At 71.1% G+C, this 26,507-nt stretch carries 23 protein-coding genes and 1 pseudogene; 15 read left to right on the forward strand and 9 right to left on the reverse strand.

Going from position 1 to position 26,507, the window contains the following annotated elements; translation table 11 throughout:
• Window positions 1-97: 97 nt before the first annotated feature.
• From HAV40_RS38500 to HAV40_RS18615, 3 genes and pseudogenes are all read left to right on the forward strand, one after another.
• Window positions 98-556 (forward strand): annotated as a pseudogene (locus tag HAV40_RS38500) (SigE family RNA polymerase sigma factor); the annotation flags it as partial.
• 1,228 nt (window positions 557-1,784) lie between these two features.
• Window positions 1,785-2,750 carry an isopenicillin N synthase family dioxygenase gene (locus HAV40_RS18610; protein ID WP_166382931.1) on the forward strand — a complete coding sequence of 322 codons (966 nt, stop codon included), beginning with the start codon at window positions 1,785-1,787 and terminating at the stop codon, window positions 2,748-2,750.
• Window positions 2,751-2,857: 107 nt separating this feature from the next.
• A complete protein-coding gene (locus HAV40_RS18615) occupies window positions 2,858-3,205 on the forward strand; it encodes a hypothetical protein (RefSeq protein WP_203671129.1) in 348 nt (115 codons plus the stop codon).
• Window positions 3,206-3,210: 5 nt separating this feature from the next.
• Here HAV40_RS18615 and arfB read toward each other — a convergent pair whose 3' ends face one another.
• Window positions 3,211-3,636 carry an alternative ribosome rescue aminoacyl-tRNA hydrolase ArfB gene (gene arfB / locus HAV40_RS18620; protein ID WP_166382935.1) on the reverse strand — a complete coding sequence of 142 codons (426 nt, stop codon included), beginning with the start codon at window positions 3,634-3,636 and terminating at the stop codon, window positions 3,211-3,213.
• A 274-nt stretch (window positions 3,637-3,910) separates the two neighbouring features.
• Here arfB and HAV40_RS18625 point away from each other — a divergent pair, with 274 nt between their 5' ends.
• The 5 genes from HAV40_RS18625 (at window position 3,911) to HAV40_RS18645 (ending at window position 11,650) form a co-directional block, all read left to right on the forward strand.
• Window positions 3,911-5,191: an ABC transporter substrate-binding protein gene (locus HAV40_RS18625; RefSeq protein ID WP_166382937.1), complete on the forward strand. Its 1,281-nt coding sequence runs from the start codon at window positions 3,911-3,913 to the stop codon at window positions 5,189-5,191.
• A 189-nt stretch (window positions 5,192-5,380) separates the two neighbouring features.
• Window positions 5,381-6,259 (forward strand): carbohydrate ABC transporter permease, encoded by an 879-nt coding sequence (locus HAV40_RS18630; protein WP_166383184.1) that lies wholly within the window; start codon window positions 5,381-5,383, stop codon window positions 6,257-6,259.
• Between the two features lie 71 nt (window positions 6,260-6,330).
• Window positions 6,331-7,188 carry a carbohydrate ABC transporter permease gene (locus HAV40_RS18635; RefSeq protein WP_166383186.1) on the forward strand — a complete coding sequence of 286 codons (858 nt, stop codon included), beginning with the start codon at window positions 6,331-6,333 and terminating at the stop codon, window positions 7,186-7,188.
• A 23-nt stretch (window positions 7,189-7,211) separates the two neighbouring features.
• A complete protein-coding gene (locus tag HAV40_RS18640) occupies window positions 7,212-9,641 on the forward strand; it encodes a glycoside hydrolase family 2 protein (protein ID WP_239085987.1) in 2,430 nt (809 codons plus the stop codon).
• 29 nt (window positions 9,642-9,670) lie between these two features.
• Window positions 9,671-11,650: a cellulase family glycosylhydrolase gene (locus tag HAV40_RS18645; RefSeq protein ID WP_166382941.1), complete on the forward strand. Its 1,980-nt coding sequence runs from the start codon at window positions 9,671-9,673 to the stop codon at window positions 11,648-11,650.
• 249 nt (window positions 11,651-11,899) lie between these two features.
• On the opposite strand, the gene HAV40_RS18650 is transcribed toward HAV40_RS18645, so the two are convergent.
• Entirely contained in the window at window positions 11,900-12,520 is a 621-nt protein-coding gene (locus HAV40_RS18650; RefSeq protein ID WP_166382943.1) for a GTP cyclohydrolase II, read from the reverse strand.
• Between the two features lie 143 nt (window positions 12,521-12,663).
• Between HAV40_RS18650 and HAV40_RS18655 the strand changes: the two genes are divergently transcribed.
• Together HAV40_RS18655 and HAV40_RS18660 are read left to right on the forward strand one after the other, a co-directional pair.
• Window positions 12,664-14,073 (forward strand): MFS transporter, encoded by a 1,410-nt coding sequence (locus tag HAV40_RS18655; RefSeq protein ID WP_166382945.1) that lies wholly within the window; start codon window positions 12,664-12,666, stop codon window positions 14,071-14,073.
• Window positions 14,070-15,536 (forward strand): pyridoxal phosphate-dependent decarboxylase family protein, encoded by a 1,467-nt coding sequence (locus tag HAV40_RS18660; protein WP_166382947.1) that lies wholly within the window; start codon window positions 14,070-14,072, stop codon window positions 15,534-15,536. Before HAV40_RS18655 ends, HAV40_RS18660 begins: the two co-directional genes overlap by 4 nt.
• 93 nt (window positions 15,537-15,629) lie before the next feature.
• On the opposite strand, the gene HAV40_RS18665 is transcribed toward HAV40_RS18660, so the two are convergent.
• The 6 genes from HAV40_RS18665 to HAV40_RS18690 form a co-directional block, all read right to left on the reverse strand.
• Window positions 15,630-16,019: a PaaI family thioesterase gene (locus HAV40_RS18665; protein ID WP_239086019.1), complete on the reverse strand. Its 390-nt coding sequence runs from the start codon at window positions 16,017-16,019 to the stop codon at window positions 15,630-15,632.
• A 134-nt stretch (window positions 16,020-16,153) separates the two neighbouring features.
• On the reverse strand, window positions 16,154-16,651 hold the full coding sequence (locus tag HAV40_RS18670) for a hypothetical protein (protein ID WP_155369965.1): 498 nt from the start codon (window positions 16,649-16,651) through the stop codon (window positions 16,154-16,156).
• A 110-nt stretch (window positions 16,652-16,761) separates the two neighbouring features.
• Window positions 16,762-17,079, reverse strand: coding sequence for a GlsB/YeaQ/YmgE family stress response membrane protein (locus HAV40_RS18675; protein WP_239085989.1), 318 nt, complete (start codon window positions 17,077-17,079; stop codon window positions 16,762-16,764).
• Window positions 17,080-17,358: 279 nt separating this feature from the next.
• Complete coding sequence (locus HAV40_RS18680) at window positions 17,359-18,405, reverse strand: lactonase family protein (RefSeq protein WP_166382949.1); 1,047 nt, start codon at window positions 18,403-18,405, stop codon at window positions 17,359-17,361.
• A 65-nt stretch (window positions 18,406-18,470) separates the two neighbouring features.
• A complete protein-coding gene (locus HAV40_RS18685) occupies window positions 18,471-19,484 on the reverse strand; it encodes a sensor histidine kinase (RefSeq protein WP_166382951.1) in 1,014 nt (337 codons plus the stop codon).
• Window positions 19,477-20,181 (reverse strand): response regulator transcription factor, encoded by a 705-nt coding sequence (locus HAV40_RS18690; protein WP_166382953.1) that lies wholly within the window; start codon window positions 20,179-20,181, stop codon window positions 19,477-19,479. The genes HAV40_RS18685 and HAV40_RS18690 overlap by 8 nt, the downstream gene beginning before the upstream one ends.
• A 112-nt stretch (window positions 20,182-20,293) precedes the next feature.
• Here HAV40_RS18690 and HAV40_RS18695 point away from each other — a divergent pair, with 112 nt between their 5' ends.
• A complete protein-coding gene (locus tag HAV40_RS18695) occupies window positions 20,294-20,851 on the forward strand; it encodes a DM13 domain-containing protein (protein ID WP_166382955.1) in 558 nt (185 codons plus the stop codon).
• Between the two features lie 4 nt (window positions 20,852-20,855).
• On the opposite strand, the gene HAV40_RS18700 is transcribed toward HAV40_RS18695, so the two are convergent.
• The gene (locus tag HAV40_RS18700) at window positions 20,856-21,779 is read right to left on the reverse strand and encodes a DUF1835 domain-containing protein (RefSeq protein ID WP_166382957.1); all 924 of its coding nucleotides are present in this window, start codon (window positions 21,777-21,779) and stop codon (window positions 20,856-20,858) included.
• Window positions 21,780-21,940: 161 nt separating this feature from the next.
• On the opposite strand from HAV40_RS18700, the gene HAV40_RS18705 reads away from it, so the two are divergent.
• The 4 genes from HAV40_RS18705 (at window position 21,941) to HAV40_RS18720 (ending at window position 26,505) form a co-directional block, all read left to right on the forward strand.
• Window positions 21,941-22,378, forward strand: coding sequence for a hypothetical protein (locus HAV40_RS18705; protein ID WP_166382959.1), 438 nt, complete (start codon window positions 21,941-21,943; stop codon window positions 22,376-22,378).
• A 190-nt stretch (window positions 22,379-22,568) separates the two neighbouring features.
• Entirely contained in the window at window positions 22,569-23,066 is a 498-nt protein-coding gene (locus HAV40_RS18710) for a GbsR/MarR family transcriptional regulator (protein WP_166382960.1), read from the forward strand.
• A 675-nt stretch (window positions 23,067-23,741) separates the two neighbouring features.
• The gene (locus HAV40_RS18715; RefSeq protein WP_166382962.1) at window positions 23,742-24,929 is read left to right on the forward strand and encodes an ROK family transcriptional regulator; all 1,188 of its coding nucleotides are present in this window, start codon (window positions 23,742-23,744) and stop codon (window positions 24,927-24,929) included.
• A gap of 25 nt (window positions 24,930-24,954) precedes the next feature.
• Window positions 24,955-26,505: a sugar ABC transporter ATP-binding protein gene (locus HAV40_RS18720; RefSeq protein WP_166382964.1), complete on the forward strand. Its 1,551-nt coding sequence runs from the start codon at window positions 24,955-24,957 to the stop codon at window positions 26,503-26,505.
• The last annotated feature ends 2 nt before the right edge of the window (window positions 26,506-26,507 follow it).

The raw sequence follows: 26,507 nt of genomic DNA on the forward strand, positions 1-26,507 counted from the left end.
TCGCCCGCCACGCCGTCGCGGCGGGCGGCCCGGCGCGTGTTGCCGGATGATCCCAACTTCCGGGCACTCTGCCGCGTAGGGGGAGTGGAGGTGGCGGATGAGCCGATACGACGGCTTCCACGAGTTCGTGGTCGCGCGGGGCGGGGCGCTGTCGCGCACGGCGTTCCTGCTGACGGGTGAGCATTACGCGGCCGAGGACCTGGTGCAGTCGGCGCTGGCCAAGGCGGCGGTCCGGTGGCGGCAGATCAGGGAGTACGGCCAGCCGGAGGCGTACGTCCGGCGCATCATGGTCAACGAGCAGATCTCCTGGTGGCGGCGTCGCCCGGCGCGGCCGACGGCCGACCTGCCGGACCTGCCCGGCCCGGACGAGCCGCACCGGGTGGTGGAGCGGGTCGCCCTCACCCGGGCGCTGGCCACCCTCGCCCCGCGCCAGCGGGCCGTGCTGGTGCTCCGCTTCTACGAGGACCTGTCCGAGGCGGACACCGCCGCCGCCATGGGCTGCTCGGTGGGCACGGTGAAAAGCCAGACCAACCTCGCCCTGACCAACCTGCGGCGCTCGCTGCCGCTGGTCGCCGAGCATGCCGGGCAGTACGCCGACGCGCAGGCCGCCCTAGCGACAGCGCACCGCCGCCGGACCCGGCTGGCCGGTGCCGCGGTGGCCCTCGCCGCGCTGCCGCTGCTGGGCCTGATCTGGTATGCGCTGGCCGGAGCCGCCGCGGCCCCGGCCCCGGTGACCAATTCGCCGAGCCCGTCCGCGAGGGCCCTGCCGCCGTCACCGATGACGCCGCCCGCGCTGCCCGCTCACGTGCCCGCCGGTGACGTCCTGCCGGACCTGCCCGCGGACCACGGCGTCCGGGGCGGCACGCTGCTGCTGGCGAAGAAGGCCGGGGACGGCCGCGACTACGAACTCGTGGCCGGAGACGGCCGCCGTCACCGCCTGCCGTCCGCGCCGACCGGCGGTTTCACGGTCGATCCGGTCCTGTCGCCGGACGGCCGCTGGCTGCTCTGGTCGTCGCCCCAGGGGACCGAGGTACGCGAGCTGACCACGGCGACCGTGCACCTGCTGCCTTATCCGGTCAGCGAGGCCCGCTGGTCGCCGTCGGCCGTCTGGCTGTATGTGCGGCACTACACCGACGGCGGCGAGACGCTGGTCAGGGTTGGCGACTGGGCGGTGCGCGAGCTCGACGTCGCCGATCCGGTCCAGCCCGTCGCGGCACTGCTGGACAGTGGCGAGCTGCTGCGGCTCGGCAGTCCGATCACCGATACCGCCGTCACGCTCGACCGGATCGATCCGCTGACCGGAGCCGCGCGGCGGATCACCGTGGACCTGCGCGGGATGCTCCGAGCCGGCGAGAGCGCCGTCGCCGTCACCGTGACCGACCTGGACAGCGGCAAGCGCGACCGGATCGCCCTCGTCCTGCCCGTCGCCGACGGCACCGCGGGCGTGGAGATAGTGCGATCGGGTCCGGGCAGCACCGACACGGTGAGCGCCGTGGTCAGGTTCAGCCTCGTCGACGGCCGGGCGATGCAACGGATCGACCTGTCTCGGGATGGCTTTTCGATGCCGTTGTGCTTCCACGGCCCGCAACTGCTGTGGACCGACGGCAGGGCCGTCATCGGTTCCGGGGGCGACTACCGCCTGCCGCTCGATCCGGGGTACGGCGTCAAGCCGCCCGGCTGCCTCCGGGTCGCCGAACAGCGGCAGGACTGAGCGCGGACCGGGCTGAGCGGGACCGGGCTGAGCGGCGGCGGCACGGAGCGCGGTGGGCTGCCAGAATGACGGCATGAGTGGATCTCTGCCGATCATCGACCTGTCCGCCGACCGTGCCGCCGTGGCGGCGGGGGTCCGGGCGGCCTGCCGGGACAGCGGGTTCTTCTACCTGACCGGGCACGGCGTGCCGGACGAGCTGCTGGGGCGGCTCGACGCGGCGTCGCGCGAGTTCTTCGCGCTGCCCGAGGCGGAGAAGCTGGAGATCGCGATGTCCCGCGGCGGCCGGGCCTGGCGCGGGTTCTTCCCCGTCGGCGGTGAGCTGACCTCCGGGCGGCCGGACCTCAAGGAGGGCCTGTACTTCGGCGCCGAGCTGCCCGCCGACGATCCCCGGGTGCTGGCCGGGCTGCCGCTGCACGGGTCCAACCTGTACCCGGCACGGGTGCCCGCGCTGGCCGCGGTGGTGCCCGCGTACCTGGCGGCACTGACCGGGGTGGCACAGGAGGTGATGCGCGGTGTGGCGGTGAGCCTCGACCTGCCCGAGGACTACTTCGCCGCCGGGTACACGGCCGACCCGACGATCCTGTTCCGGGTCTTCCACTACCCGCCGTCGCCGGCCGGGGACGACGGCTGGGGCGTCGGCGAGCACACCGACTACGGGCTGCTCACCCTGCTGGCCCAGGACGGCAACGGCGGCCTGCAGGTGCGTACGCCCACCGGCTGGATCGACGCGCCGCCGGTGCCCGGCACGTTCGTCTGCAACATCGGCGACATGCTGGACCGGCTGACCGGCGGGTACTACCGCTCGACGCCGCACCGGGTCCGCAACGTCAGCGGCAACGAGCGGCTGTCCTTCCCGTTCTTCTTCGATCCGGACTTCTCCGCCGAGGTGCCGCCGCTGCCCGGCCGCGCCCGCGAGGGTGCGGACGGCCACCCCCGCTGGGATGGCCAGGACCTGCGGGTCTTCACCGGAACGTACGGCGACTACCTGCTCGGCAAGGTCGGCAAGGTGTTCCCCGAACTGCGCGGCGAGGTTCTGTGACCGTCTCTTCGCCCAACGGTGGACATTCTGTTCACCATCAGGACAGCAGCTGTCCATCTCCACGGGAAAGGGTCGTCTGATCGGCTCACCGACCGCTGGAGATGACGTTGACCGCTCGGTTCGAGTTCTACGAGCGGGCGTGTGCCGGCGTCACCTGGCGGCTGCTGTCCAGTAACAACCGTGACCTCGGACGGTCGGGCGTGGGTTTCGCCGACGTCGACGCCTGCCTGCGCGCGGTGGACGAGGTCCGCGCCGCGGCGGGCGAGGCCGAACCGGTCATCCACCGGGTGAGCAGGCTGGCCTGGGCGTGGCGGCTGGAGGCCGGGCCTGGGGCGGTCGCCGTCGCCAGCCGCGCCTACCAGCGTCGCGTACAGGCTCAGACGGCCTGCGATCTCTTCCTCCGCCTGGCCGTCGAAGCCCCTGTCAACACCGACGTCCGTCAGGCCCGCGCGTAGCGGTCTCAGTCGTGGGCGCCGCGGCGGAGTTGTTTGATGGCGGAGCGGTGCTTCTTGGACTGGAGGCGGCGCTGTTTGGCGCCCTTGCTCATCTTGGTGGGGCGGCGGGGCGGGGGCGGCGGGGCCAGGGCTTCGCGCAGTAGGGCGGCGAGGCGGTCGCGGGCTGCTTCGCGGTTGGACAGTTGGGCGCGGTGCTCGCTGGCGGCCACCGTCAGCACGCCGCCGGTGAGCCGGTGGGCGAGCCGTTCGAGGAGGCGCTGCCGGTGTTCGTCGGACAGGCTGTGGGAGCGCTCCACGTCGAAGGACAGCTCGACCCGGCTGTCGGTCGTGTTCACGCCCTGCCCACCCGGACCGGAGCTGCGGGAGAAGCGTTCGCGCAGCTCACTGTCCGGTACCACGAGCTGATCATTGATTTTCAGGTCCTCGGCCATGCCGCTGCGCACCCCCTTCCGGCGTCGTCTCGCGCCCGCTGATCATGCCGTACGGAGAGCGCGTTCACCGCGTATTTTTCCTCACGAACCAGTGTATCCATCGACCGTGAACGAAGTTGCTTAAGCGGTTTTCATGGTCCACGTCACAGGATCGTCACGAGGATGACGCCCTATTGACACGTTGGGAGCGCGCCCATACCGTGTGGGCACTTATCCGGTTCAGTAGACGCTTCGCTATCGCTGGAAGCGCTCCAAGTTGTTTCGGAGGACGTACATGCGACTGCACAGGTCCGGCTGGGTGGTGGCGACCGCACTCATCGCGGTCGGCGCGCTCACGCTCGCCGGTTGCAAGGGCGGCGGCAGCGACGAGCCGTCGAAGCCCGGCAGCCCGGTCGAGCTGAAGATCGCCTTCTGGGGCGACTTCGGCCTCGACGAGCTCAAGGCCAAGTACGAGGCCGCCAACCCGAACGTCAAGATCGTCCTCAACTCGGGCGAGTACAACGCCCAGCACGAGGACCTGCAGAAGAAGCTCATCGCGGGCTCCGGCGCCCCTGACATCGCCGCGATCGACGAGGGCTTCATCGTCAGCTTCCGCAGCCAGGCCGACAAGTTCGTGAACCTGCTGGACCAGGGCGCGAGCAAGTACCAGGACAAGTACCTGGGCTGGAAGTGGAAGCAGTCGCTGTCGGCCGACGGCAAGACGCAGATCGGCCTCGGCACCGACGTCGGCGGCCTGGCCATGTGCTACCGCACGGACCTGTTCAAGGCGGCGGGCCTGCCCACCGCGCGCGACGAGGTCTCCAAGCTGTGGGCGACCTGGGACGACTTCATCAAGACCGGCCAGGACTACACGGCCAAGTCGAAGAAGAAGTTCGTCGACAACGGCACCAACCTGTTCAACCCGATCCTGGGCCAGCAGCCGGTCGGCTTCTACGACGAGTCCGAGACGCTGAAGATGGACGGCGGCCCGAAGGCCGCGTTCGACCTGACGGTCAAGGCGATCGGCGCGGGCCTGTCGGCGAACCTGCCGGCCTTCTCGCCGGAGTGGAACGCGGGCTTCGTCAAGGGCGACTTCGCCGTGCTGGCCTGCCCGGCGTGGATGCAGGGCCACATCAAGAACACCGCGCCGGACACCGCCGGCAAGTGGGACGTCGCGGCGATCCCGGGCGGCGGCGGCAACTGGGGCGGCTCGTTCCTGACGGTGCCCAAGCAGGGCAAGCACACTGCTGAGGCGTACAAGCTGCTGGAGTGGCTGATCCAGCCCGAGCAGCAGATCGAGATCTTCAAGAAGGTCGGCAACCTGCCCTCGCAGCCCGCCCTCTACAAGGATCCCGCCATCCTCGACTTCAAGAACCCGTTCTTCAGCGACGCGCCGGTCGGCCAGATCTTCAGCAAGACGGCCGAGGGCCTCACCCCCCAGTACCTGGGCAAGAAGAACGGCCCGACCCGGGTCGCGGTCGAGAACGTCATCAACTCCGTCCAGGCCGGGACCACCAAGCCCGCCGACGCCTGGGCCCAGGCGCTGAAGGAAGCCGACAAGGCGTCCAAGGCCTGACCTAGTCCCGATGCGTGGGGATCAGAAGGGGTGGGCGTCTCCCTACGGCGTCCACCCCTTCGCCCGCCGCGACGGGGCGTGGCCCGCCATGGCGCTCGCCACGTTCCGCATCATATCGACCATCCTCGGTAAACGGAGGTAATCGTGCGCGGGCTGTCGCACCGGCTGCACCGATTCGACGTGAAGCAGATGCCTTACGTCCTGATCGCACCGTTCTTCATCCTCTTCACGATCTTCGGGTTGTTCCCGCTGATCTTCAACGGCGTGGTGGCCCTGCGCACCTGGCGGCTGGACGACCCGGCCCAGGACGGCTGGGCGGGCCTGGCCAACTTCGAGCGCCTGCTGACCGACGAGGACTTCTGGAACGCGCTCTACAACACCTTCGGCATCTTCGTACTGTCCACGGTGCCGCAGCTGTTCCTCGCCCTGTGCGTGGCGTTCCTGCTCAACCGCAGGCTGCGCGGGCAGACCTGGTTCCGGGTCAGCATGCTGCTGCCGTACATCACCCCGCTGACCGCCTCCACGCTGGTCTTCCTGGTGGTGTTCGGGCGCGACACCGGCGTGGCCAACTGGGTGCTGTCCCTGTTCGGCATGGACAGCCCGATCGACTGGCGCGCGGGCAAGCTCCAGTCCTGGGTCGCCATCGCCACGATGGTCAACTGGAAGTGGATCGGCTACAACGCGCTGCTCTACCTGTCGGCGATGCAGACCATCCCGCGCGACATCTACGAGGCGTCCGCGCTGGACGGCGCGAGCTCGTGGAAGCAGCTGTGGCGGATCACCGTGCCGATGATCCTGCCCGTCGTGATCTTCACCGTGGTGCTGTCCACCATCGGCGGCCTGCAGCTGTTCACCGAGCCGATGCTGCTGGACTCGAACCCGGCCTCGGCCAGCGGCGGCTCCAACGGCGAATGGCAGACCATCGCCCAGCTCATCTACAAGGTCGGCTGGAAGAACCTCAACCTCGGCTACGCCGCCGCGATGTCCTGGGCCCTGTTCCTGATCATCGTGATCGTCGCCGTCGTCAACACCCTGGTGACCAACCGGCTCGGAGGAGGAAAGCGGTGAGCACGACCACCGAGGACCGCATCGCGCACGAGCCCGCTCCGGCGGCCCGCCGCAACCGGATCAAGCCGTCGATGAGCGGCCGCGCCCCGCAGGACACCCCGGCCGGCAAGTGGACCTACCTCCTGCTCGGGCTGACCTTCCTACTGTCGATCTACCCGATCTACTGGATGTTCGTCATCGCGACGAGCACCGACGCGGCGCTGGCCGAGATCCCGCCGAAGTTCCTGCCCGGCGGCGAGTTCATGAAGAACCTCGACGAGGTCTTCTCGCTGCAGGACGTGTACTTCGCCGAGTCCCTGGTGAACAGCGTCATCGTGTCCACGGTGATCACCGTCTCGGTGCTGTTCTTCTGCTCGGTTGCCGGGTACGCGTTCGCCAAGCTGCGCTTCCGGGGCAGCAGGATCCTGATGGTGATGGTCATCCTCACCCTCACCGTGCCCAACCAGCTCGGCATCGTGGCGCTGTACATCCTGATGGGCTACATGCCCGGCGAGGGCGGCTGGAACGGCAGCCTGCTCGCGGTCATCGTGCCCGGCCTGGTCAGCGCGTTCGGCGTGTTCTACATGAGGCAGTTCATCCTCGGCGCGGTGCCCGACGAGCTGATCGAGTCGGGGCGCGTCGACGGGGCCACCACGATGCGCATCTACTGGAGCATCGTGCTGCCCGCGGTCCGGCCCGCGCTGGCCGTGCTCGGCCTGCTCACCTTCGTCGGCAGCTGGAACGACTTCCAGTGGCCGCTGATCACGCTGGGCGGCACGGACTACCCGACCTCGATGGTCGCGCTGTTCGACCTGGCCAGCGGTAATTATGTGCTGTACCGGCGGGTGCTAGCCGGCGCGTTCGTGGCCACCGTGCCACTGATCATCTTGTTGTTCGTCGGGGGCAGGCAGATCGTCCGCGGCATCATGGAGGGTGCGGTCAAATCGTGATGATGGCGTCTCGGTCCCGGAGCATGGTCCAGCTCCACCACGGCTGGCAGGTGTCGGCGCGTGACACGCCGGTGCCGGTCAGCCGGGTGCCGGCGGCCGTGCCCGGGTGTGTGCACACCGATCTGCTGGCGGCCGGCCTCATTCCCGATCCGTTCCTGGACGCGAACGAGAACGAGCTGAGCTGGATCGGGCGCACCCGCTGGACGTACGAGACCAGCTTTCAGTGGTCCGGCCCGGTCGACGACCGGATCGACCTCGTGTGCGCGGGCCTGGACACGGTCGCCACCATCTCGCTCAACGGCACCGAGGTCGGGCGCACCGCGAACATGCACCGCGGCTACCGCTTCGACCTGCGCTCGGCGCTCACCCCGGGCCGCAACGACCTGCGCATCGACTTCGACTCGGCGTACGAGTACACGGCGGCGATGGCGCGGCAGGTCGGCTCGCGGCCGGGGGCCTACGACGAGCCGTACAACCTGATCCGCAAGATGGCCTGCAACTTCGGCTGGGACTGGGGCCCGACCGTGGTCACCGCGGGCATCTGGCAGCCGACCGCGCTGCACAGCTGGTCGACGGCGCGGCTGGCCCAGGTGCGCCCGCAGGTCACCGTGGACGGCACGACCGGGGTGGTCGACGTGCACGTCGACGTCGAGCGGGCGTCCACGGAATCGCTGCACGTCACCGTCGAGGTCGGCGGCGTGGTCGGGGTCGCCTCGATCGGCGCCGGCAGCATCGGTGCGACGCTGCGGCTGAGCGTGCCGGACGTGGCGCGCTGGTGGCCGCGCGGCCATGGTGAGCAGCCGCTCTACCGGCTGCGGGTGGTGCTGGCCACCGAGGGCGGGCGCGAGCTGGACCGCTGGGAACGGCGCGTCGGCTTCCGCACGGTGCGCGTCGACACGACCCCCGACGAGCACGGCACGCCGTACACGGTGATCGTCAACGACAAGCCGGTGTTCGTGAAGGGGGTCAACTGGATCCCCGACGACGCCTTCGTCACCCGGATCACCCGCGAGCGCCTGGCCGAGCGCTTCCGCCAGGCCTGCGCCGCCAACATCAACTACCTGCGGGTATGGGGCGGCGGCCGCTACGAGTCGGAGGACTTCTACGAGCTCGCCGACGAGCTGGGCCTGATGGTCGGGCAGGACTTCCTGTTCGCCTGCGCGGCGTACCCGGAGGAGGAGCCGTTCGCGGCCGAGGTGGCGGCCGAGGCCCGCGAGCACGTGGTGCGCCTGGCGTCCCACCCGAGCCTGGTGACCTGGACCGGCAACAACGAGAACATCTGGGGGTACGCGGACTGGGGTTGGCCGGAGCAGCTCGCCGGGCGCAGCTGGGGTGCGGGTTTCTACCACGGGCTGCTGCCGTCGATCGTGGCCGAGCTGGACCCGACCCGCCCGTACTGGCCGGGCAGCCCCTGGTCGGGCACCCCGGACATCCACCCGAACGACCCGGCGCACGGCACCATGCACATCTGGGACGTGTGGAACCAGGTCGACTACACGCACTACCGGGACTACATCCCCCGGTTCTGCGCCGAGTTCGGCTTCCAGGCCCCTCCGGTGTACGCCACGCTGCGCCGCGCCCTGAGCGACGAACCGCTGGCCAGCGACTCACCCGGGATGCGCGACCACCAGAAGGCGGCCGACGGCGACCTCAAGCTGCGGCGGGGGCTGGACGCGCACCTGCCCGAGCCGCAGGGCTTCGACGACTGGCACTACCTCACGCAGGTCAACCAGGCCCGCGCGATCCAGCTGGCCGTCGAGCACTTCCGCTCCCACCAGCCCGTCTGCATGGGCGCGATCGTCTGGCAGCTCAACGACTGCTGGCCGGTGACCTCCTGGGCGGCGATCGACGGCGACGGGCGGCGCAAACCGCTGTGGCACGCGCTGCGCGCCGCGTACGCCGACCGGCTGCTCACCATCCAGCCGCGCGACGGCGGCCTGGCCCTGGTCGCGTCCAACGACACCGACCGGCCGTGGCGGGCCGAGGCGTCCGTGACCAGTCACGATCTCAGCGGCAAGGCCCTGGCCGCGATCACGATCCCGTTCGACGTCGCGCCCCGCTCGGTGGTCGTGACGCCGATCCCGGACGGCGTCGCGCTGCCCTCCGAACCCCGCTCCGAGCTGCTCCGCGCCGTCGCGGGGGAGCAACGGGCCTGGTGGTTCCACGCCGAGGACCGCGAGATCGACTACCCGGCCGCGCGGTACGAGACGCACGTCGAGCGCACCGCCACCGGCTACGACGTCACCGTCACCGCCGCAACGATCCTGCGCGACCTGTCCCTGTTCCCCGACCGCCTCGACCCGGCCGCCACCGTCGACCAGGCCCTGGTCACGCTGCTGCCCGGCGAGTCCGCCACCTTCACCGTCCACACCACCGCGGCCCTCAACACCGCAGCGCTGGCCGCCCAGCCGGTCCTGCGCTGCGTCAACGACATCACCCCACGGAGCGTTTGACACCCCACCCCTCCCCAAGGAGCACGCTCATGAACAGACGGATCCTGGCGGTCGCCGCCGGGGCGCTGATCCTGCTGCTCGGCACCGGCAGCGGCACCGCCGCCGCGGCCGGTGGCCACCCCGACGCGGGATTCGTGACCCGGCAGGGCAGTGACCTGAAACTGAACGGCAAGCCGTTCCGGTTCGCCGGGACGAACAACTACTACCTGATCTACTCGTCGCAGCTGATGGTCGACGACGTGTTCGCCCGCGCCAAGGGTGCGGGCCTGTCCGTGCTGCGTAGCTGGGGCTGGCTCGACATCGGGAACCAGGACGACTCCGGTTCGGTGTCGGGCAAGAAGAACGGCGTCTACCTGCAGTACTGGGACGGCACGCGGCCCGCGTACAACGACGGGCCGGACGGGCTGCAGCGGCTGGACTACGTGCTGTGGAAGGCCGGGCAGACCGGGATCAAGCTCGTCATCCCGTTCACCAACAACTGGTCCGACTTCGGCGGCATGGACCAGTACGTCCGCTGGGCCGGAGCCGACAACCACGACGACTTCTACACCGACCCGGTCATCAGGGGCTGGTACAAGGACTGGATCAGCCACCTGCTGAACCGGGTGAACCCGCTGACCGGGCTGGCGTACAAGGACGACCCGGCGGTGATGCTGTGGGAGCTGGGCAACGAGCCGCGCTGCAAGGGTTCCGGCCTGTATCCGCCGTCCGCGTCGTGCACCCCGGCCACGCTCACCGCCTGGGCCGACGAGATGACCCGCCACGTCAAGAGCGTCGACCGCAGGCACCTGGTCGGCGTCGGCGACGAGGGCTTCTACTGCGACGACCCGGCCTCGGCGGACTGGACCACCAACTGCGGCGAGGGCGTCGACTCGGTCGCCCTCGGCAGGCTGCCCGCGGTGGACGTGGTCTCGTTCCACCTGTACCCGGACGGCTGGGGCGACAAGAGCGCCCGGTGGGGCGCCGACTGGATCCGACGCCATAACCGTGACGCCACGCGGGCGACGAAGCCGTCGATGCTCGGCGAGTTCGGCTGGCGGGACAAGGCCACCCGCAACCCCGTCTACCAGCAGTGGACCGAAGCCGCCGCGAGCGACGGCGGCGACGGCTTCCTCTACTGGATGCTCAACGGCGTCCAGGACGACGGCACCATGTATCCGGACTACGACGGCTTCACCGTGGCCTGCCCGACGCCGGTGTGCCAGAACATCACCAACGCCGGGACGATCATCAGCAGCGGCAGGCGCACCTTCCCGCCGGTCGCCGACCACGACACCGCGGTGGTGCCGTTCGGGACCACGGCCGTGCTCAGCCCGGCGGCCAACGACATCGCCTACCAGACGCACGTCCGGGCCGACAAGCTCGACCTGGACCCGGCGGCGGACGGCCGCCAGACCACCGCGACCGTGCCCGGCGGCACGTTCACCCTCGCCACCTCGGGTCAGCTCACGTTCACCCCGAACGCGGGCTTCACCGGCAAGGCGTCGGTGAACTACACGATCCGCGACACGGCGGCCAGACTTTCCAACGTGGCCACGGTGACCGTGACCGTGCTGCCCGACCCGACCGCCGCCATCAGCCTGGCCTCCTGGGAGAACGGCGTCGACGGCTGGGCTCCCGGCAACTGGCAGACCAACGCGGGCACCCTCAGCCCGCAGTCGGACTTCCACACCGACGGCACCGCCGGGCTGCACGCCGACGCCGCCGACGGCGGCTGGTTCGGCGTCAGCTTCCCCGCGCCCGTCGACCTGTCCGGCAAGTCCTCCGTCACGTTCGACCTGCGTACGGCCGCTGCGGGCACCTCGACCAGCATCGTCCTGCAGACCGGCCCGTCCTGGACCTGGTGCCAGGGCCCCTTCAACTGGTTCAACCAGGACACCGTCGCGACGGTCGAAGTCGACCTGAACACGGGCCTGTCCTGCGACCCGTCCTCCCTCAACGAAGTCCACGCCGTCTACCTCTGGCTCAGCCCCGGCTCGTTCGACCTCGACAACCTCCGCGCCGAATAAGCCAAGCTCCCGAGCGCCCGAGCGCCCCGGGCGAAGGAAGGGCACCTTCACATCGTCATCCGATGTGGAAGGTGCCCTTCCTGGCGATCGACCAGCGCATGATCGCTGTTTCGGGTCAGAAGGTCGGGTGAGACCGCAGTTGTTGGCACGAAATAGCGATCATCGCGGCGAGGCCGCGTACCCGCGAGTTGTACCAGCGCCGGGTACCCGCGCCGTGCGCTCACGGGCAAGGGCGCGCCCGAGGCGTGGTCAGGCGGCTGTGGGAAGGGCGATGGTGTGGCCGGTGTGGGTGACCTTGGCGCGCAGGTAGCGGAGGTTGTCCGGCTTGGCGTGGACGGCGGTGGGGACCACGTCGGTCACCTCGATGCCGTGGTCGCGGAGCTGGCTGGGCTTGTCGGGGTTGTTGGTGAGCAGGTCGATGCGGCCGACGCCGAGGGCGGACAGCATCTGTGCTGCGGCGGTGTAGTCGCGTTCGTCGTCGGCGAAGCCGAGGGCCCGGTTCGCGGCGTAGGTGTCCAGGCCCGCGTCCTGCAGGGCGTACGCGTCGAGCTTGGCGTACAGGCCGATGCCCCGGCCCTCCTGGCGCAGGTAGAGCAGGTAGCCGCCGTGCTCGGTGATGCGCTGGGCTGCCTCGCGCAGTTGCGGGCCGCAGTCGCAGCGGGCGGAGCCGAACACGTCGCCGGTCATGCACTCGGAGTGGGCCCGGACCAGCGGCGTGGACGCGTTCTGGAAGTCGCCGAGGCCGAGCGCGAGGTGCTCCAGGCCGTCGGACAGGCCGGTGAAGGTGAAGACCTCGGCGGTGGTGGCGTATCCGTCGGGGAAGCGCAGCGGAACGGTCACCCTCGTGCGTACACCCAGCTGCTCGGTCATGGTTCACCAGTCTCGTCGTCGGAACGTGCCCGGTATCAGTTGACGCGCACGTTGCTACTCGATTGTTGAAGCATCAAGAACTGTGTGAAATTCCCTCACCTCCCTCTGTGCGCTGCGCCACACGCCGCGTAGCATCCGCAGCCATGACCGTGTCGCCCCCCACATCCTCCGAGGTCACCGCCCCTGACCAGGACCAGCCGCTGACCGGTGGCGTACGCGCCGGATACGCGCTGGGCTCGCTGGCCACCGGGGCCTTCGGTACCGTTCCCGGCCTGCTGCTGCTGCCGTACCTGACCGACAACCTCGGGGTCGCCGCCGGCCTGGCCGGGCTGCTGGTGCTCGTGCCGAAGGCCTGGGACGTGCTGATCAACCCGGTCGCGGGCCGGATCTCCGACCGCACCGTGTCCCGCTGGGGCGCGCGGCGGCCGTACCTGCTGTTCGGCGGCCTCGCCGTGGCGGTGCTGTTCGCGGCGATGTTCGCCGGTCCGTTCGGCAACGGGTCGGGGGCGGCGATCTACGTCGCGGTGGCGTTCCTGGCCACGGCGACGGCGTACGCGTTCTTCCAGGTGCCGTATGTGGCGATGCCCGCCGAGATGACCGACGACTACAGCGAGCGCACCAGGCTGATGACCTGGCGGGTGGCCGTGCTCGCGGTCGCGATCCTGGTGTCGGGCGCGGTCGCTCCGATCGTGGTGCAGGCCGGGGGCGGAGGCGTGCCCGGGCACCGCTGGATGGGTGTGTTCGTCGCCGCGCTGATCGTGGTCGGTGCGCTCGGCTCGTTCTTCGGCACCCGGCGCGCGCCGGTCGGCCGGGTCACCGAGAGCGAGCCGACGCTGCGTGCACAGCTCGCCGTCGTACGCCGGAACAGGCCGTTCACGGTGCTGCTGACCGTGTTCGTGGTGCAGTCGATCGGCGTAGCGACGATGCTGGCCGGGGTCAAGTACGTGGCCGACCATGTGCTGGAGCGCCCCGAGGACGGGCCCACGCTGCTGTTCGCCTGCTTCGTCGGCCCGGCGCTGCTGGTGATGCCGCTGTGGAGCCGGGTCGGCGCGCGGGTCGGCAAGACGAAGGCGCTGGTGCTGGCCTCGGTGCTGCTGTCGGGCGGCGCGCTGGCGCTGGTCGTGGCGGGCTCCGTGCCGCCGGTGGTGGCGTACGTCGTCACGGGTCTGATCGGGGTCGGTTACGCGGGCCAGCAGGTGTTCGCGATGGCGATGCTGCCCGACTGCGTGGCGTACGACGCCGCCCGCACCGGCCGCCGCCAGGCGGGCGTGTTCACGGGTCTGTGGACGGCGGGGGAGACGTTCGGGCTCGCGCTCGGTCCCGGCCTGTACGCGCTGGTGCTGCAGCTGTCCGGTTACACGTCCTCGGCCGGGGGCGCGGTGGCGCAGTCCGACGGGGCGAAGCTCGGCGTGCTGCTCGGCTTCAGCCTCGTGCCCGCGCTGCTGGTCGGCCCGGTGACGCTGCTGCTGCGCCGCTACGACCTGACCCCGGAGCGCCTGGCATCGGTGCAGGTGGAGACAGGTAGAGCCGCCAAAGATAGTGTGACCCGATGATCGACGCACTCCCGCCTCAGGGCGTCCCCGCTGACCAGGTGCTCGCCGAGCTGCGCGGCATGCGCGACGCCGACCTGCCCACCCACGGCGGGCGGCTGTTCGCCTACGTGTACGACCCGGCCAAGGCAGGACTCGACGAGCTGGCGATGTCGGCGTACGCGCTGTCCGCGCACGTGAACGGGCTGGACCCGACGGCGTTCCCGTCCCTGCTGGCGACCGAGAACGCGCTGGTCGCCGCCGCGGCGCGGGTGCTCGGCGCGGGCCCCGGCACGGACGCGCCGGACGTGGTCGGCTCGGTCACCAGCGGTGGCACCGAGTCGCTGATCCTGGCCGTGAAGACGGCCCGCGACGCGCACCCGGAGATCACTTCGCCGCGCCTGGTCGCCCCGTCGACCGCGCACGCGGCGTTCGCCAAGGCCGCGCACTACCTCGGTGTGGCGCTGGACCTGGTGCCCGTGGACCCGGAGACGTTCACGCCGGACCCGGCCGCGGTCGCCGCCGCGATCACCGCCGACACGGTGCTGGTCGCGTGCTCCGCGCCGTCGTACGCCCAGGGGGTCGTCGATCCGGTCGAGCAGATCGCGGCGATCGCCGCCGAGCGGGGCGTGCGCTGCCACGTGGACGCGTGTTTCGGCGGCTGGGCGCTGCCGTTCCTGCGCCGGGTCGGGGTCGCGGTGCCCGCGTTCGACTTCAGCCTGCCGGGTGTGACGAGCATGTCGGTGGACCTGCACAAGTACGCGTACACCCCCAAGGGGGTGTCGGTGCTGCTGCACCGCGACGCGGGGCTGCGCCGCCCGCAGTACTTCGCCTTCGCCGACTGGCCGGGCTACACGATGGTCAACCCGGTGATCTCGTCGACGCGCTCCGGCGGGCCGATCGCGGCGGCGTTCGCGACGCTGCGTCACGTCGGCGACGAGGGCTACCTCGAACTGGCCCGGCAGACCCGCGACGCGGTGACCGGGCTGGCCAAGGCGGTGTCCGAGGTGGACGGGCTGCGGCTGCTCGCCCCGGCCGACTTCACGGTCGTGTGCCTGACCTCGGACGACCCGGGGCTGGACCTGTTCGTGCTCGCCGACGAGCTGGCCGCGCGGGGCTGGCACACCCAGCCGCAGCTGCCGTACGAGGGCATCCCGGCCAGCATCCACCTGACCGTGACCGCGTCCGTGCTGCCGCAGGTGCCCCAGTTCGGCCCGGCGCTGGCCGAGTCGGCCGCCGCCGCCCGTGCCCACGGCCCGGTCGAGCTGCCCGCCGAACTCCTGGCGATGGCCGCCCATCTGCCGCCGGACCAGCTCACCGCCGACATGGTCGCGGGCCTGGCCGACATGTTCGGCCTCACCGGCGGCGAGCCCGGCGCGGCCCCCCGGATGGCCGTCGTCAACGCGGTGCTCGCGGCGGCGCCGCCCCGCCTGCGGGAGCGGCTGCTGGTCGAGTTCGTCAGCCTCCTTCAGCGTCCGTCGTGGTAACTGTGGAAGGCATGGTCGCCGTTTCGGGTCAGAAACTCTGGTCAGACCCGAGTTCCTGACCCGAAACGGCGATCTTGGAGTGGCGCCGCGAGGCTACTTGCGCAGGAGGCAGGTGAGGCGGGCGGTGCAGATGCGCTGGTCCTCGTCGTCGGTGATGACGATCTCGTAGGTGGCGATGCTGCCGCCGCGGTGCAGGGGGGTCGCCACGCCGGTGACCAGGCCGGAGCGGGCCGCGCGGTGGTGCGTGGCGCTGATGTCGACGCCCACGGCGTACGGGCGGCCGATCGTCGAGCCGTGCAGGGTCGCCCCGATCGAGCCCAGGGTCTCGGCCAGCACGCAGGACGCGCCGCCGTGCAGCAGGCCGAACGGCTGGGTGTTGCCGTCCACCGGCATCGTCGCGACCAGCCGCTCCGGCGTCGCCTCCAGCAGCTTGATGCCCATGCGCTCGGCCAGCGCGCCCTGCATGGTCGTGTCGTAAGTCATCTCCACCCGCCGCACGTTACCCGCCGGTCACCCCGGCGGGCAGTGGCCCGGAGACGGTTGTGGGGAACCCGCGGCCTCCGGGGGAGCGGAGGGGGCGGGTTCCCCAGGTACGGGAGGGGTGCGGCGAACCGCGGTCAGGGGGTGTTGCCGCGGTAGTGGCCCAGCGTGGCGATGCCGACGATCCAGCCCACGAACAGGCCGTAGATCGCGCCGGAACCGGCCGCCTGGAACGCGCCCAGCAGCGAGGCGTCCGAGCGGATGAACGCGGTCAGCAGACCCGCGACCGCACCCGCGAAGATGTACCCGGACCAGCCGGCCAGCAGCTGGCTGAAGCTGCCGCGGGCGCGTCCGAGCTGAGCATTGGTCGTCAGGGCCAGGAAGACGGCCGTCAGGACGATCAGCAGGATCGCCTTGAGGTCGGCCGCGAGCACGTCCTGCACCGAGCTGTCGGCGTCGAAGCTCCAGGCAGGCCACGTCAGCAGCTTGAGGAACCAGCCACCGGCAGTGTTGGTGTTGGCGTTGTCGTTCGCCCAGTCGACGTAGACGGGGCTGCCGAACACCAGCACGAGGATGAGTGCGGCGAGAACGCCCGCACCGGTAGTGGTGCGGTATCGCGATGCGGCAAGTACCATGGCGCCTCGATTGCCGGGCGCCACGGTCAGTAAACATGCATGTCCAGTGTGTACTGAATAATCCTGCGTTACCCGGGCGCACAGCGGACGTGCGCCCGGCTCTCAGGAGATCACGGGGCGCGTCGGGGCTGGACCGCCGTCTGCTGGTGGCGTTTGGCCGACATCCGCGCGGCCAGCCATACGAAGAACACGGCCAGTGCCAGCTGGATGATGTGCCTGATCCAGTCGATGCCCCGGGTCTCGCCGACGCCGAGCCAGGTGGCGATGATGCCGCCCAGCGTCGCGGCCAGGATGCCCGCGATCACCGTCGTCAGCGCGGAGATGTTCTGCCTGCCCGGCAGCAGCAGCCGGCCCAGGTAACCGACGATCGCGCCGCCGATGATGCCCCAGAGGATCGCCCCGACCATGTGTACGCCTCCCGTGATCATGACTGCTATGTGGCCAGTATCGGCCGGTCACGGGAGGGTTTGGCGTTATTTGGGGATATTCGCCGTTCCCCGAGCCGACAGGAGGACCCTCCACCCGCCGACGCGGCCCGAGGGCGCTCTCCCGCACCCCGTTTTCCATAGACGCTGGCCTATCACATCGATTATTCGTAGATCATTCTCGATGTAATAGGCCAGCGTCTATGGCAAGCCGAGCCGGTGCGGGGCGGGACGCGCTGCGTCGGGCGGGACGCGCCGTGGTGGGGCGGGGCGGGTGATCGGTCAGGTGCGGGGCGGGGCGGCCAGTACGCAGGACGGGTTCGGCACCTGGACCGCCTCGCCGGTGGGCTCGGGCAGGCCGGTGGCCGGGTCGCGGCGGAACACGGTCACCGAGTCGCCGTCCTGGTTGGCCACGTAGACGAACTCGCCGACGAGCGCGAAGTGCCGCGGCCACCGTCCACCGGTCGGCACATCCGCGACCGGCCACAACGTGACTTCCGCCCCCGCCTCCTCGACCGCGAACACGGTCAGGCAGTCCGCGCCCCGGTTGGCCACGTACAGGAAGCGGCCGTCGGGCGAGCACTCCAGGTGGCTCGGGTAGTTGCGCTCGGCGGGCTCGCCGACGGTCGCCGCCACGGCTGACACCGGCCGCAGCACACCGTCGGCGACCGCGCAGACCACCACGGTGGAGTCCAGCTCACCGGCGGCGAACACCGCGCCGGACGGGTGGACGGCCAGGTGACGCGGGCCCATCCCGGCGATCAGCGGGGACGTCGACACGTGCCGCAGGCCCTCGGGCCCGGCGGCGTAGCCGCGTACCTCGTCGGTGCCCAGGTCGGTGACGTAGAGCAGCCCGTCCGGGGCGAGCAGTGCCATGTGCGCGTGCGGCGACTCCTGGCGCTCCGGGTCCGGGCCGGTGCCCTCGTGCGCCACCAGGTCGTGGTACGGCAGCAGCGCCCCGTCGGCGCCGATCGCGAACACGCTCACCGAGCCGCCGCTGTAGTTGGCCGCCACCACGAACCGGCCCTGCGGGTCGACGGCCAGGTGGCAGGGGTCCGCGCCGCCGGTGGGCTGTGCACCGAGCAGCTTGAGGCCGTCACCGGTCACCGCGTACGACAGGACCTGTGCGGCGGATTCGGAGGCCGCGTAGAGGTGGGTGCCCTCGGGGTGCCAGGCGAGCCAGGACGGGTCGACCGCCTCGACCGGGGCGTGCGCCGGTTCCAGCCGCCCGGTGCGCGGGTCCTGTCGCCAGGCGGTGATCGCCCGCCCGGTGCCGGCCGTCGCCGTGTAGGAGCCGATGAGGACCGCGTCAGGGGGAACCGAAGGCATGGCACGCAGCTTAGTGCGGGCTGATCGGCGGCAGTCGGCCTGTCTGTGGGCCGCCCGGGTGGCCGTCAGGCGGTCGCGCTCGGCAGGTGGACTTCGAAGCGGCACCCGGCGGCGGTGTTGGCCACGCCGACCCGGCCGCCGTGCGCCTCGACCAGTCCGGCCACGATGGCCAGGCCCAGGCCGCCCCCGCCGCCGTCGGCCTCCGGGGTACGCGCTTTCGCGCCCCGGAACGCGACGTCGAAGACGTGTGGCAGGTCGGTTTCGGCGATGCCGCCGCAGGTGTCGGTGACGGCGAGCCAGCCGCCGTCGGCGTCGCGTCCGCCGGTGACCGTGACGGTGCCGTCGGCGGGGGTGTAGCGCACGGCGTTGAGCAGCAGGTTCGCCACGATCCGGGACAGCTCGCGCTCACCGGCCCGCACCACCGGCCAGTCGCCGTCGGCGACCACGCTGATGCCCCGCGCGGCGGCGACCGGGGCGGTCGCGGCGACGGCGTCGGAGACGACCTCGCCCAGCGGCACGTCGACCGGCGACAGCTGCAGCGCCCCGGCGTTGATCCGGGACAGCTCGAACAGGTCGTCGACCAGCGAGGCCATCCGGTCGGTGCCGGTGCGGATGCGGCGGTGGTACTCGGCCACCGTGGCCGGGTCGCTGACCACGCCGTCCTCCAGTGCTTCGGCCATGGCCCGCATACCGGCCAGCGGAGTGCGCAGGTCGTGCGACACCCAGGCGACCAGGTCGCGGCGGCTCGCCTCGACCTGCCGCTCGCGTTCGCGGGCGTCGGCCGCCCACATCGCCGTGCGGGCCAGCCGCCACGCCACCCAGCCGCCGATCAGCAGGCTGACCAGGCCCGACAGTGGTACGACGACGAGCAGCACGTGCAGGTCGTGGGCGGAGATGAACATGCCCTCGGCGACGGCCAGCACCCCGGCGAGCATCGCCAGCACCGTGGCGACCAGCAGCACGCACACGTTCAGGGTGATCGAGCGGCGGTGCAGCAGGCGCAGCAGCAGGGCGGCGGGCAGCCAGACGGCGGCGGCCCCGAGCAGCGCGGCGAGCAGGATCAGCAGCACGTCACGCACCGTCGGCCGCCCGCACCGGCTCGTACCGGTAGCCGACGCCCCACACGGTGTGGATGCGCTGCGGCATGGCGGGGTCGGGTTCGATCTTCTCGCGCAGCCGTCGCACGTGGACGGTGACGGTGGACTGGTCGCCGAAGGTCCAGCCCCACACCGACTCCAGCAGTTGCGCGCGGCGCAGGGCCTCGTTCGGGTGCGTCATCAGGAAGGCGAGCAGGTCGAATTCGCGTACGGTCAGCGCGAGCTCGCGGCCGCCGAGCTGGGCGGTGCGGCGCACCGGGTCGACGACGAGGTCGCCGTCGGCCAGCACGGCGGCGGGGACCTGCTGCGGCGCGCTGCGGCGCAGCACGGACTGGGCGCGCAGCACCAGTTCCCGTGGCGAGAACGGCTTGGTCACGTAGTCGTCCGCGCCGACCTGCAGGCCCACGATGCGGTCGACCTCCTCGCCGAGCGCGGTCAGCATGATGATCGGCACGCCGGGGCCGCGTTCGGCGCGCAGCCGCCGGGCGACCTCCAGCCCGTCGATGCCGGGCAGCATCAGGTCCAGGATGATCAGATCGGGCCGTTCCCGGGCGTACGCGTCCAGCGCCGCCTGCCCGTCGGCGGCCAGCACCACCCGGTGCCCGGCGTGCTCCAGGTAGCGGCGTACGACGTCGCTGACGGTCGGGTCGTCGTCGACGACGAGCACGCTGGTGGCCATATCGCGAGCGTACGTCGTGATCATCCGCGTAGCCGGGCGGCGGCGTGATCGCCTCCTTACGATCCGCGAACGTGGGGTCCCGCGCGGGCGGCGCGGGCCTTAGCGTCGGGGCATGACGAGGTTGTCCCGCAAGCCCGCCTTCTGGGCGGTGGCCACGGTGCTGGTGGTGGGCCTGGTGTTCGGCCTGTACTGGTTCCAGCCCTGGAAGCTGTTGACCTCGAAGACCGTCAACGACGCCGCCCCGGCGGTGGTGTCCGCGCCCGCGTCGCCGGTGCCGACCCCGTCGCCGGTCGCGGGCAGCGCGTCACCTTCGGCCGTCGCGGTGCTGGTCGCCGAGGGCAGGCTGGTCACCCACGAGCACGACAGCTCCGGCACCGCGCAGCTGGTACGGCTGCCCGACGGCCGATACCAGGTCATCCTGCGCGACCTGGCCACCTCGGACGGACCCGACCTGCGGGTATGGCTCACCGACCAGCCCGTGCTGCCCGGCCGCGCCGGCTGGCACGTCTTCGACGACGGCAAGCACGTGGAACTGGGCCGCCTCAAGGGCACCCACGGCACCCAGGTCTACGCCGTGCCCAGCGGCGTCGACCCGGCCACCCTGCGCAGCGTCACCATCTGGTGCGCCCGCTTCAAGGTCTCCTTCGCCGCCGCGCCGCTGGCGGCGTGACGGTTCAGTCCGGAACGGGCCGGGACGCGGCCGGGTCCCAGCGCCAGCCGGGCAGCAGCACGCCGCCGACCCACCGGGGGAACGTCTGCCAGGTCGCGTCACCGTGCAGGATCCGCTGGCCGTACGCGGTGAGCTGGTACTGCCCGCCGCGCGACGCCAGCGCCGGGCGCTCGGCCTCGTGCAGCCGCCGCAGCACCGGCAGCAGCATGACGTCACCGAGGTACGGCAGCGGATCGCCGTCCTGGTGGGCCTGGAACACGGCCGGGAACGGCAGCGGCCCGGCACTGACCGCACGCAGGCACAGCCGCTCCGACAGGGACAGCCCGTCGGTCGTCCACGGCAGCTCGGCCAGGTGCCGGGCCACCGCCCGGCGCAGGTAGGGCAGCGCGTCGCCGTCGATCCCGGCCAGCGCGACCGGGTCGGGCGCGGACAGTGCGGCCCACGCCCGCTCCGCCGTGGCGAACTGGTCCGGGGCGACCGGCCGCTCCCGCCCGGCCAGCGTCGCGAGCTGCGATGCCGACAGCTGCCCGAATCCGATGAACGGGTCCTCTCCCGGGAACGCGCCGATGGACAGCAGGCGCAACCGTTCGTGCAGGGCCGGGCGGCGGGCGAGCACGGTCAGCAGCCGGATCAGGATCGCCTGGTCGAACCAGTCGTGCTCGAACCACAGCACCACCCGGTCGTACGCGTCGAGAGCGTCCAGCCCGGCGCGCTCGCGCGACAGGCGCTCGAACACGGGCGCGCGGTCGAGGTCGTACGCCGACGCGAGCCAGTCGGCGCGTACGGCGTCGAACTCGGCCGGGTCAGCCGTGCGGGGGACCGGACCCTGGCTCACCGGGTCCGTGAACGGCACGAAGTCACCGGGGAAACCGGCCGCCACGAGGGTTTCCCGGAGGTCGTCGCCGCAGCGTACGTGGGCGGTGCGCATGGGCGTCAGTCTAGGTGGGACGGCCGCCGCCGGACCGGCCGACGGGCTGGACGGGCAGGTGTTACCGGCGGTATGACCCATCGACATATGCGCGCTTGGCAAACTATCATTTCGTCATGGCGCGGACTCGTACGGTGACAGGTGCCGGGATCATCGCAACCGTGGCGCTCGTCCTTCTGTTCGGTAATCAGCCCTTCGTGGAGTGGGTGTCCAGGCACACCAGCTCCGACAGTGCGTGGGGCTGGTTCCTGCGCGTGCTGACCTGGCCCCGCTGGGCCTTCGGTCCCGTCGACGGATCCAGCGGCGCGATGCGCCGGCTGCTCGCCGACGACCTGCGCGCGCTGCTGCTGATCCTCTTCGTGGCCCTCATCCTCGGCGTGGTCAGCAAGGCGGTCACCGGTGGCGCCGGCGGCTTCCTGCTCGGCTGGTCGGCGTTGATCTTCGGATCGGCGCTGGCGGCCTTCATCACCGCCTTCATCATCAGTGACCCGACCTTCGTCGGCGCGCTCCAGGCCGCGGCCAGCGGCTCGGCGTACGGGCTGTTCGTGGGCTGGATCGTCGGCGCGCTGACCGGCACCGCCAAGGGTGCGGGTTCCTGACTCCCGGGTGCCCGCGGCCGTGGCGGGCACCGTCCCCTGCTCCGTCTTTCAATAGACGCTGGCCTATCTGGATGAGTCCGATCTACAAAAACTCATCTAGATAGGCCAACGTCTATTTTAAAGTGGGGGACGGGTGTGCGGGCTGTTCAGAAGGTTGTGAAGGCTCGTAAGCTTGTTATGATCAGGGCCGATGAGCGACAAGGTTGACGCGGTGACGCCGCGTGATGAGGACGGTGTGCGCCGGTCGGTGGAGCACATGGCGATGATGCTCGCTGACATGGGATTTCCCCGGATGCCGTCGCGGGTGCTGATGACCATGATGAGCGCCGAGGACACCTCGCTCACTGCCGGTGACCTCGCGGAGCGGCTGGGAGTCAGCGCGGCCGCGATCTCCGGCGCGGTCCGCTACCTGATGCAGATGGGCTTCGTCGTACGCGAGCCCGCCCCCGGCTCGCGCCGCGACCGCTACCGCCTCCCCGACCAGCCCTGGTACGGCGTGACCACGGCCAAACGCGGCTTCTACGGGCAGTTCTCCGACGAGGCCGACGTGGTGATCGAAGCCGCGGGCGGCGCGGCGACGCTGGCCGGCGAGCGCATGGTCGACATGCGCGACTTCTTCCGCTTCGTGGAGGAGCGGGTCGGCGGCGCGATGCAGCGCTGGCAGGAACAGCGTCCACCGCGTTCCTGACGTATCCGTTCTCCGGCCGCACCCGCCCCGGCGTGCCGGTCCACGATCGTTTGCCTTGGCCGAGCCGTGGCGACCGCGCGCCCACGATACGCGCGGATTCCGGGCAGATCCGACGACCTTGGTGCTGTGGCGGAGGGTTTCGTCGGGGAGGGGCCGACTTTCGGTCGCGCCCGGCATGAATCGGGGGTGTTCACCCGTGTGAACGAGCGGGCTCGGCGCGGGTGGCGAGCCGTTCCCGGGCGGGCTCGTGCGGTCCGTTTCGGCGGCGGCTGAGCCGCCGTTCAGTGTCGTCCAGCGCCCCTCCGGCACCCGGTGCCGACGATCCGGCCCGCAGTGGCGGCCCCGGACGATCTCGCACGGGTACACCGGCCCGCCGCTCCCGCCGTCGTGATCAGACCCCACCTGACCTGCGGCGATCCGCCGACAGGCGGCCACGCGGCGCGTGCCGGGCGCAACTCTGACGCAGTGGCCGTGTCGAGACCGTTATGAGACCGCGACTTTTTAAGACTTGCGCGGTAGAGGAGGGGGTGTTCTGGAGGGTAATGGCTAACTTCTGCTAGATCAAACAAAAGTTTCGCGGATTCTGCGAGAAGCTATGGACACGATTGTCGAAAGCTCGTAACCTGTGCGACACACCACATCGGTGGAGTCCTATCAGGTCGGAGGAACGAGCGGATGAGCCTTGCGCGGACGCTCTGGGATCCGCTGCACGTCAGAGTGCTGCGGCTGCTGCGAGACGAGGGTGCGCTGTCACGCGCGGAACTCGCCGACCGGCTCGACATCCCGCGTCCCCGGCTGCTCGGCGAGCTCGACCGGCTGGTCGCCGGCGGTCACGTCGCCGAGGCGGGTCCGGCGGAGTCGCGCGGCGGTCGCCGCTCGACGCTGGTGGAGCTGAACCCGAGCATGCGCTTCGCCGGCGTCGACCTCGGCGCGACGTCCATCGACGTGGAGGTCACCAACGGGCGGCTGGAGCCGGTGGCGCACTACAGCGAGCCGGCCGACATCCGCAGCGGGCCGAAGGTCACCCTGCAGCGGGTCAACGAGCTGCTCGCCAAGGCCAAGGTGGAGGGCGCGTTCGCGCACCTCGACGGCATCGGCATCGGCGTGCCCGGCCCGGTCAGCTTCCGCGACGGCGTGCCCGTCTCCCCGCCGATAATGCCCGGCTGGGACCGCTTCCCGGTGCGCGAGCTGCTCACGCGGGAACATGGCTGCCCGGCGGTGGTGGACAACGACGTGAACATCATGGCGGTGGGCGAGCGCAACGCGGGCGTGGCGCACTCCGTCGACAACTTCCTCTTCGTGAAGATCGGCACCGGCATCGGCTGCGGCGTCTTCCTCGGCGGCGAGGTCTACCGGGGCACGGACGGCTGCGCGGGCGACATCGGCCACATCCAGGTCGACAGCCACGGGCCGGTCTGCACCTGCGGCAACGTCGGCTGCCTGGAGGCCGTGTTCAGCGGCGCCGCGCTGGCCCGCGAGGCCACCGCCGCGGCCCGCTCGGGCACCTCGCCCGCGCTGGCCGACCGGCTGGCGACCAACGGTGTGGTCACCGCGCTGGACGTCGCCGTCGCCGCGGTCGAGGGCGACGTGGCCTGCGTGCAGCTGATCCGCGACGGCGGCCGCCGCATCGGCACCGTGCTGGCCGGTCTGGTCAGCTTCGTGAACCCTTCGATGATCGTCATCGGCGGCGGGCTGGCCCAGCTGGGCCACATCATGCTCGCCGAGATCCGCAGTGTGGTGTATCGGCGCTCGCTGCCGCTGGCCACCGGCAACCTGCCGCTGGTGCTGTCCGAGCTGGGTCCCCGCGCCGGTGTGGCCGGTGCCGCGGTGCTGGCCAGCGAGATCGCCTTCGAGCAGGCCTGAGCCTGAGATGAGCGTGGAGTCGAGCATGAGCGAGCAGGCGGAGCGGGGCGGCGACGTCGTCCTGAAACTGTCCGGTGTGGTCAAGACCTTCCCTGGCGTACGCGCCCTCGACGGTGTCGAGCTGGAGGTGCGCGCGGGTGAGGTGCACTGCCTGCTGGGGCAGAACGGCGCCGGCAAGTCGACGCTGATCAAGGTGCTGGCCGGCGTGCACCGCCCGGACTCCGGCGACGTGCAGTGGCTGGGCGAGCAGGTCTCGTTCAGCGGCCCGCAGGCCGCGATGAAGGCCGGCATCGCCACCATCTACCAGGAGCTCGACCTCGTCGACGAGCTGTCGGTGGCGGAGAACATCTACCTCGGCCACGAGCCGCGCAGCCTCGGCTTCGTGCACAAGGGGCAGGCCGCGCGCCAGGCCCGGGAGCTGTTGGGCCGCCTCGGCCACGGCGAGATCCCGGCGCACCGGCTGGTCAGGTCGCTGCCCGCCGCGGGCAAGCAGATCGTCAGCATGGCGCGGGCGCTGTCGCACTCGGCCAAGCTGATCATCATGGACGAGCCCAGCGCGGTGCTGGCGCACGACGAGGTCGGCAACCTGTTCCGGATCATCCGGGAGCTCACCGCGCAGGGCATCGCCGTGGTGTACATCTCGCACCGGCTGGAGGAGATCCGCGAGATCGGTGACCGGGTCACCGTGCTCAAGGACGGCCGCACCTCGGCGGTCAACCTGCCGGCCCGCACCACCCCGACCCGTGACCTGGTCAGCCGGATGACCGGCCGCTCCATCGAGTACGTCTTCCCCCCGCGCCCGGACACCGCGCCCGGCGAGAAGCTGCTGGAGGTGCGCGGGCTGGGCCGGTCCGGCGAGTTCACCGGCATCGACCTGGACGTGCACGCGGGCGAGATCGTCGGCATCGCGGGCCTGGTCGGCTCGGGCCGGTCGGAGGTGCTGGAGACGGTGTTCGGCGCACGCCAGGCCGAGGCCGGCACGGTGGTCATGGACGGCCGCGCCCTTCCGCCCGGCAATGTCGCCGCCGCGGTGCGGGCGGGCCTGGGCATGGCCCCGGAGGAGCGCAAGAGCCAGGCGCTGCTGCTGGGCCAGCCGATCTACCGCAACATGACGCTGACCAACTTCAGCTCGTACGCCACGGCCGGGTTCACCGACGCGGGCAAGGAGCAGGCGGAGGCGAGCCGCGTCGCGGACACGCTGGAGCTGCGGCCCCGCGACGTGCGCCGGGCCGTGCGCACCCTGTCGGGCGGCAACCAGCAGAAGGTGGTCGTCGGCCGGTGGCTGCTGGGCCGCACCCGGCTGCTGCTGCTCGACGAGCCGACCCGGGGCGTGGACGTGGGCGCACGGGCGGAGCTCTACCAGGTGATCCGCGACCTCGCCGCGAACGGCGTCGGGGTGCTGCTGGTCTCCAGTGAGGTGCCGGAGGTGCTCGGGCTGTCCGACCGGGTGCTGGTCATGCGCGAGGGACGGGTGGTGCGCACCGCGCCCGCGACCGACCTCAGCGAAGAGGACGTACTCGATCTGGTGATGGCGGGATCGCTGACCGCCGCGACGACTGAAGAGGTGGCCGCGTGAGC

It is taken from the genome of Catellatospora methionotrophica, from assembly GCF_011297335.1.
GTDB lineage: Bacteria > Actinomycetota > Actinomycetes > Mycobacteriales > Micromonosporaceae > Catellatospora > Catellatospora methionotrophica.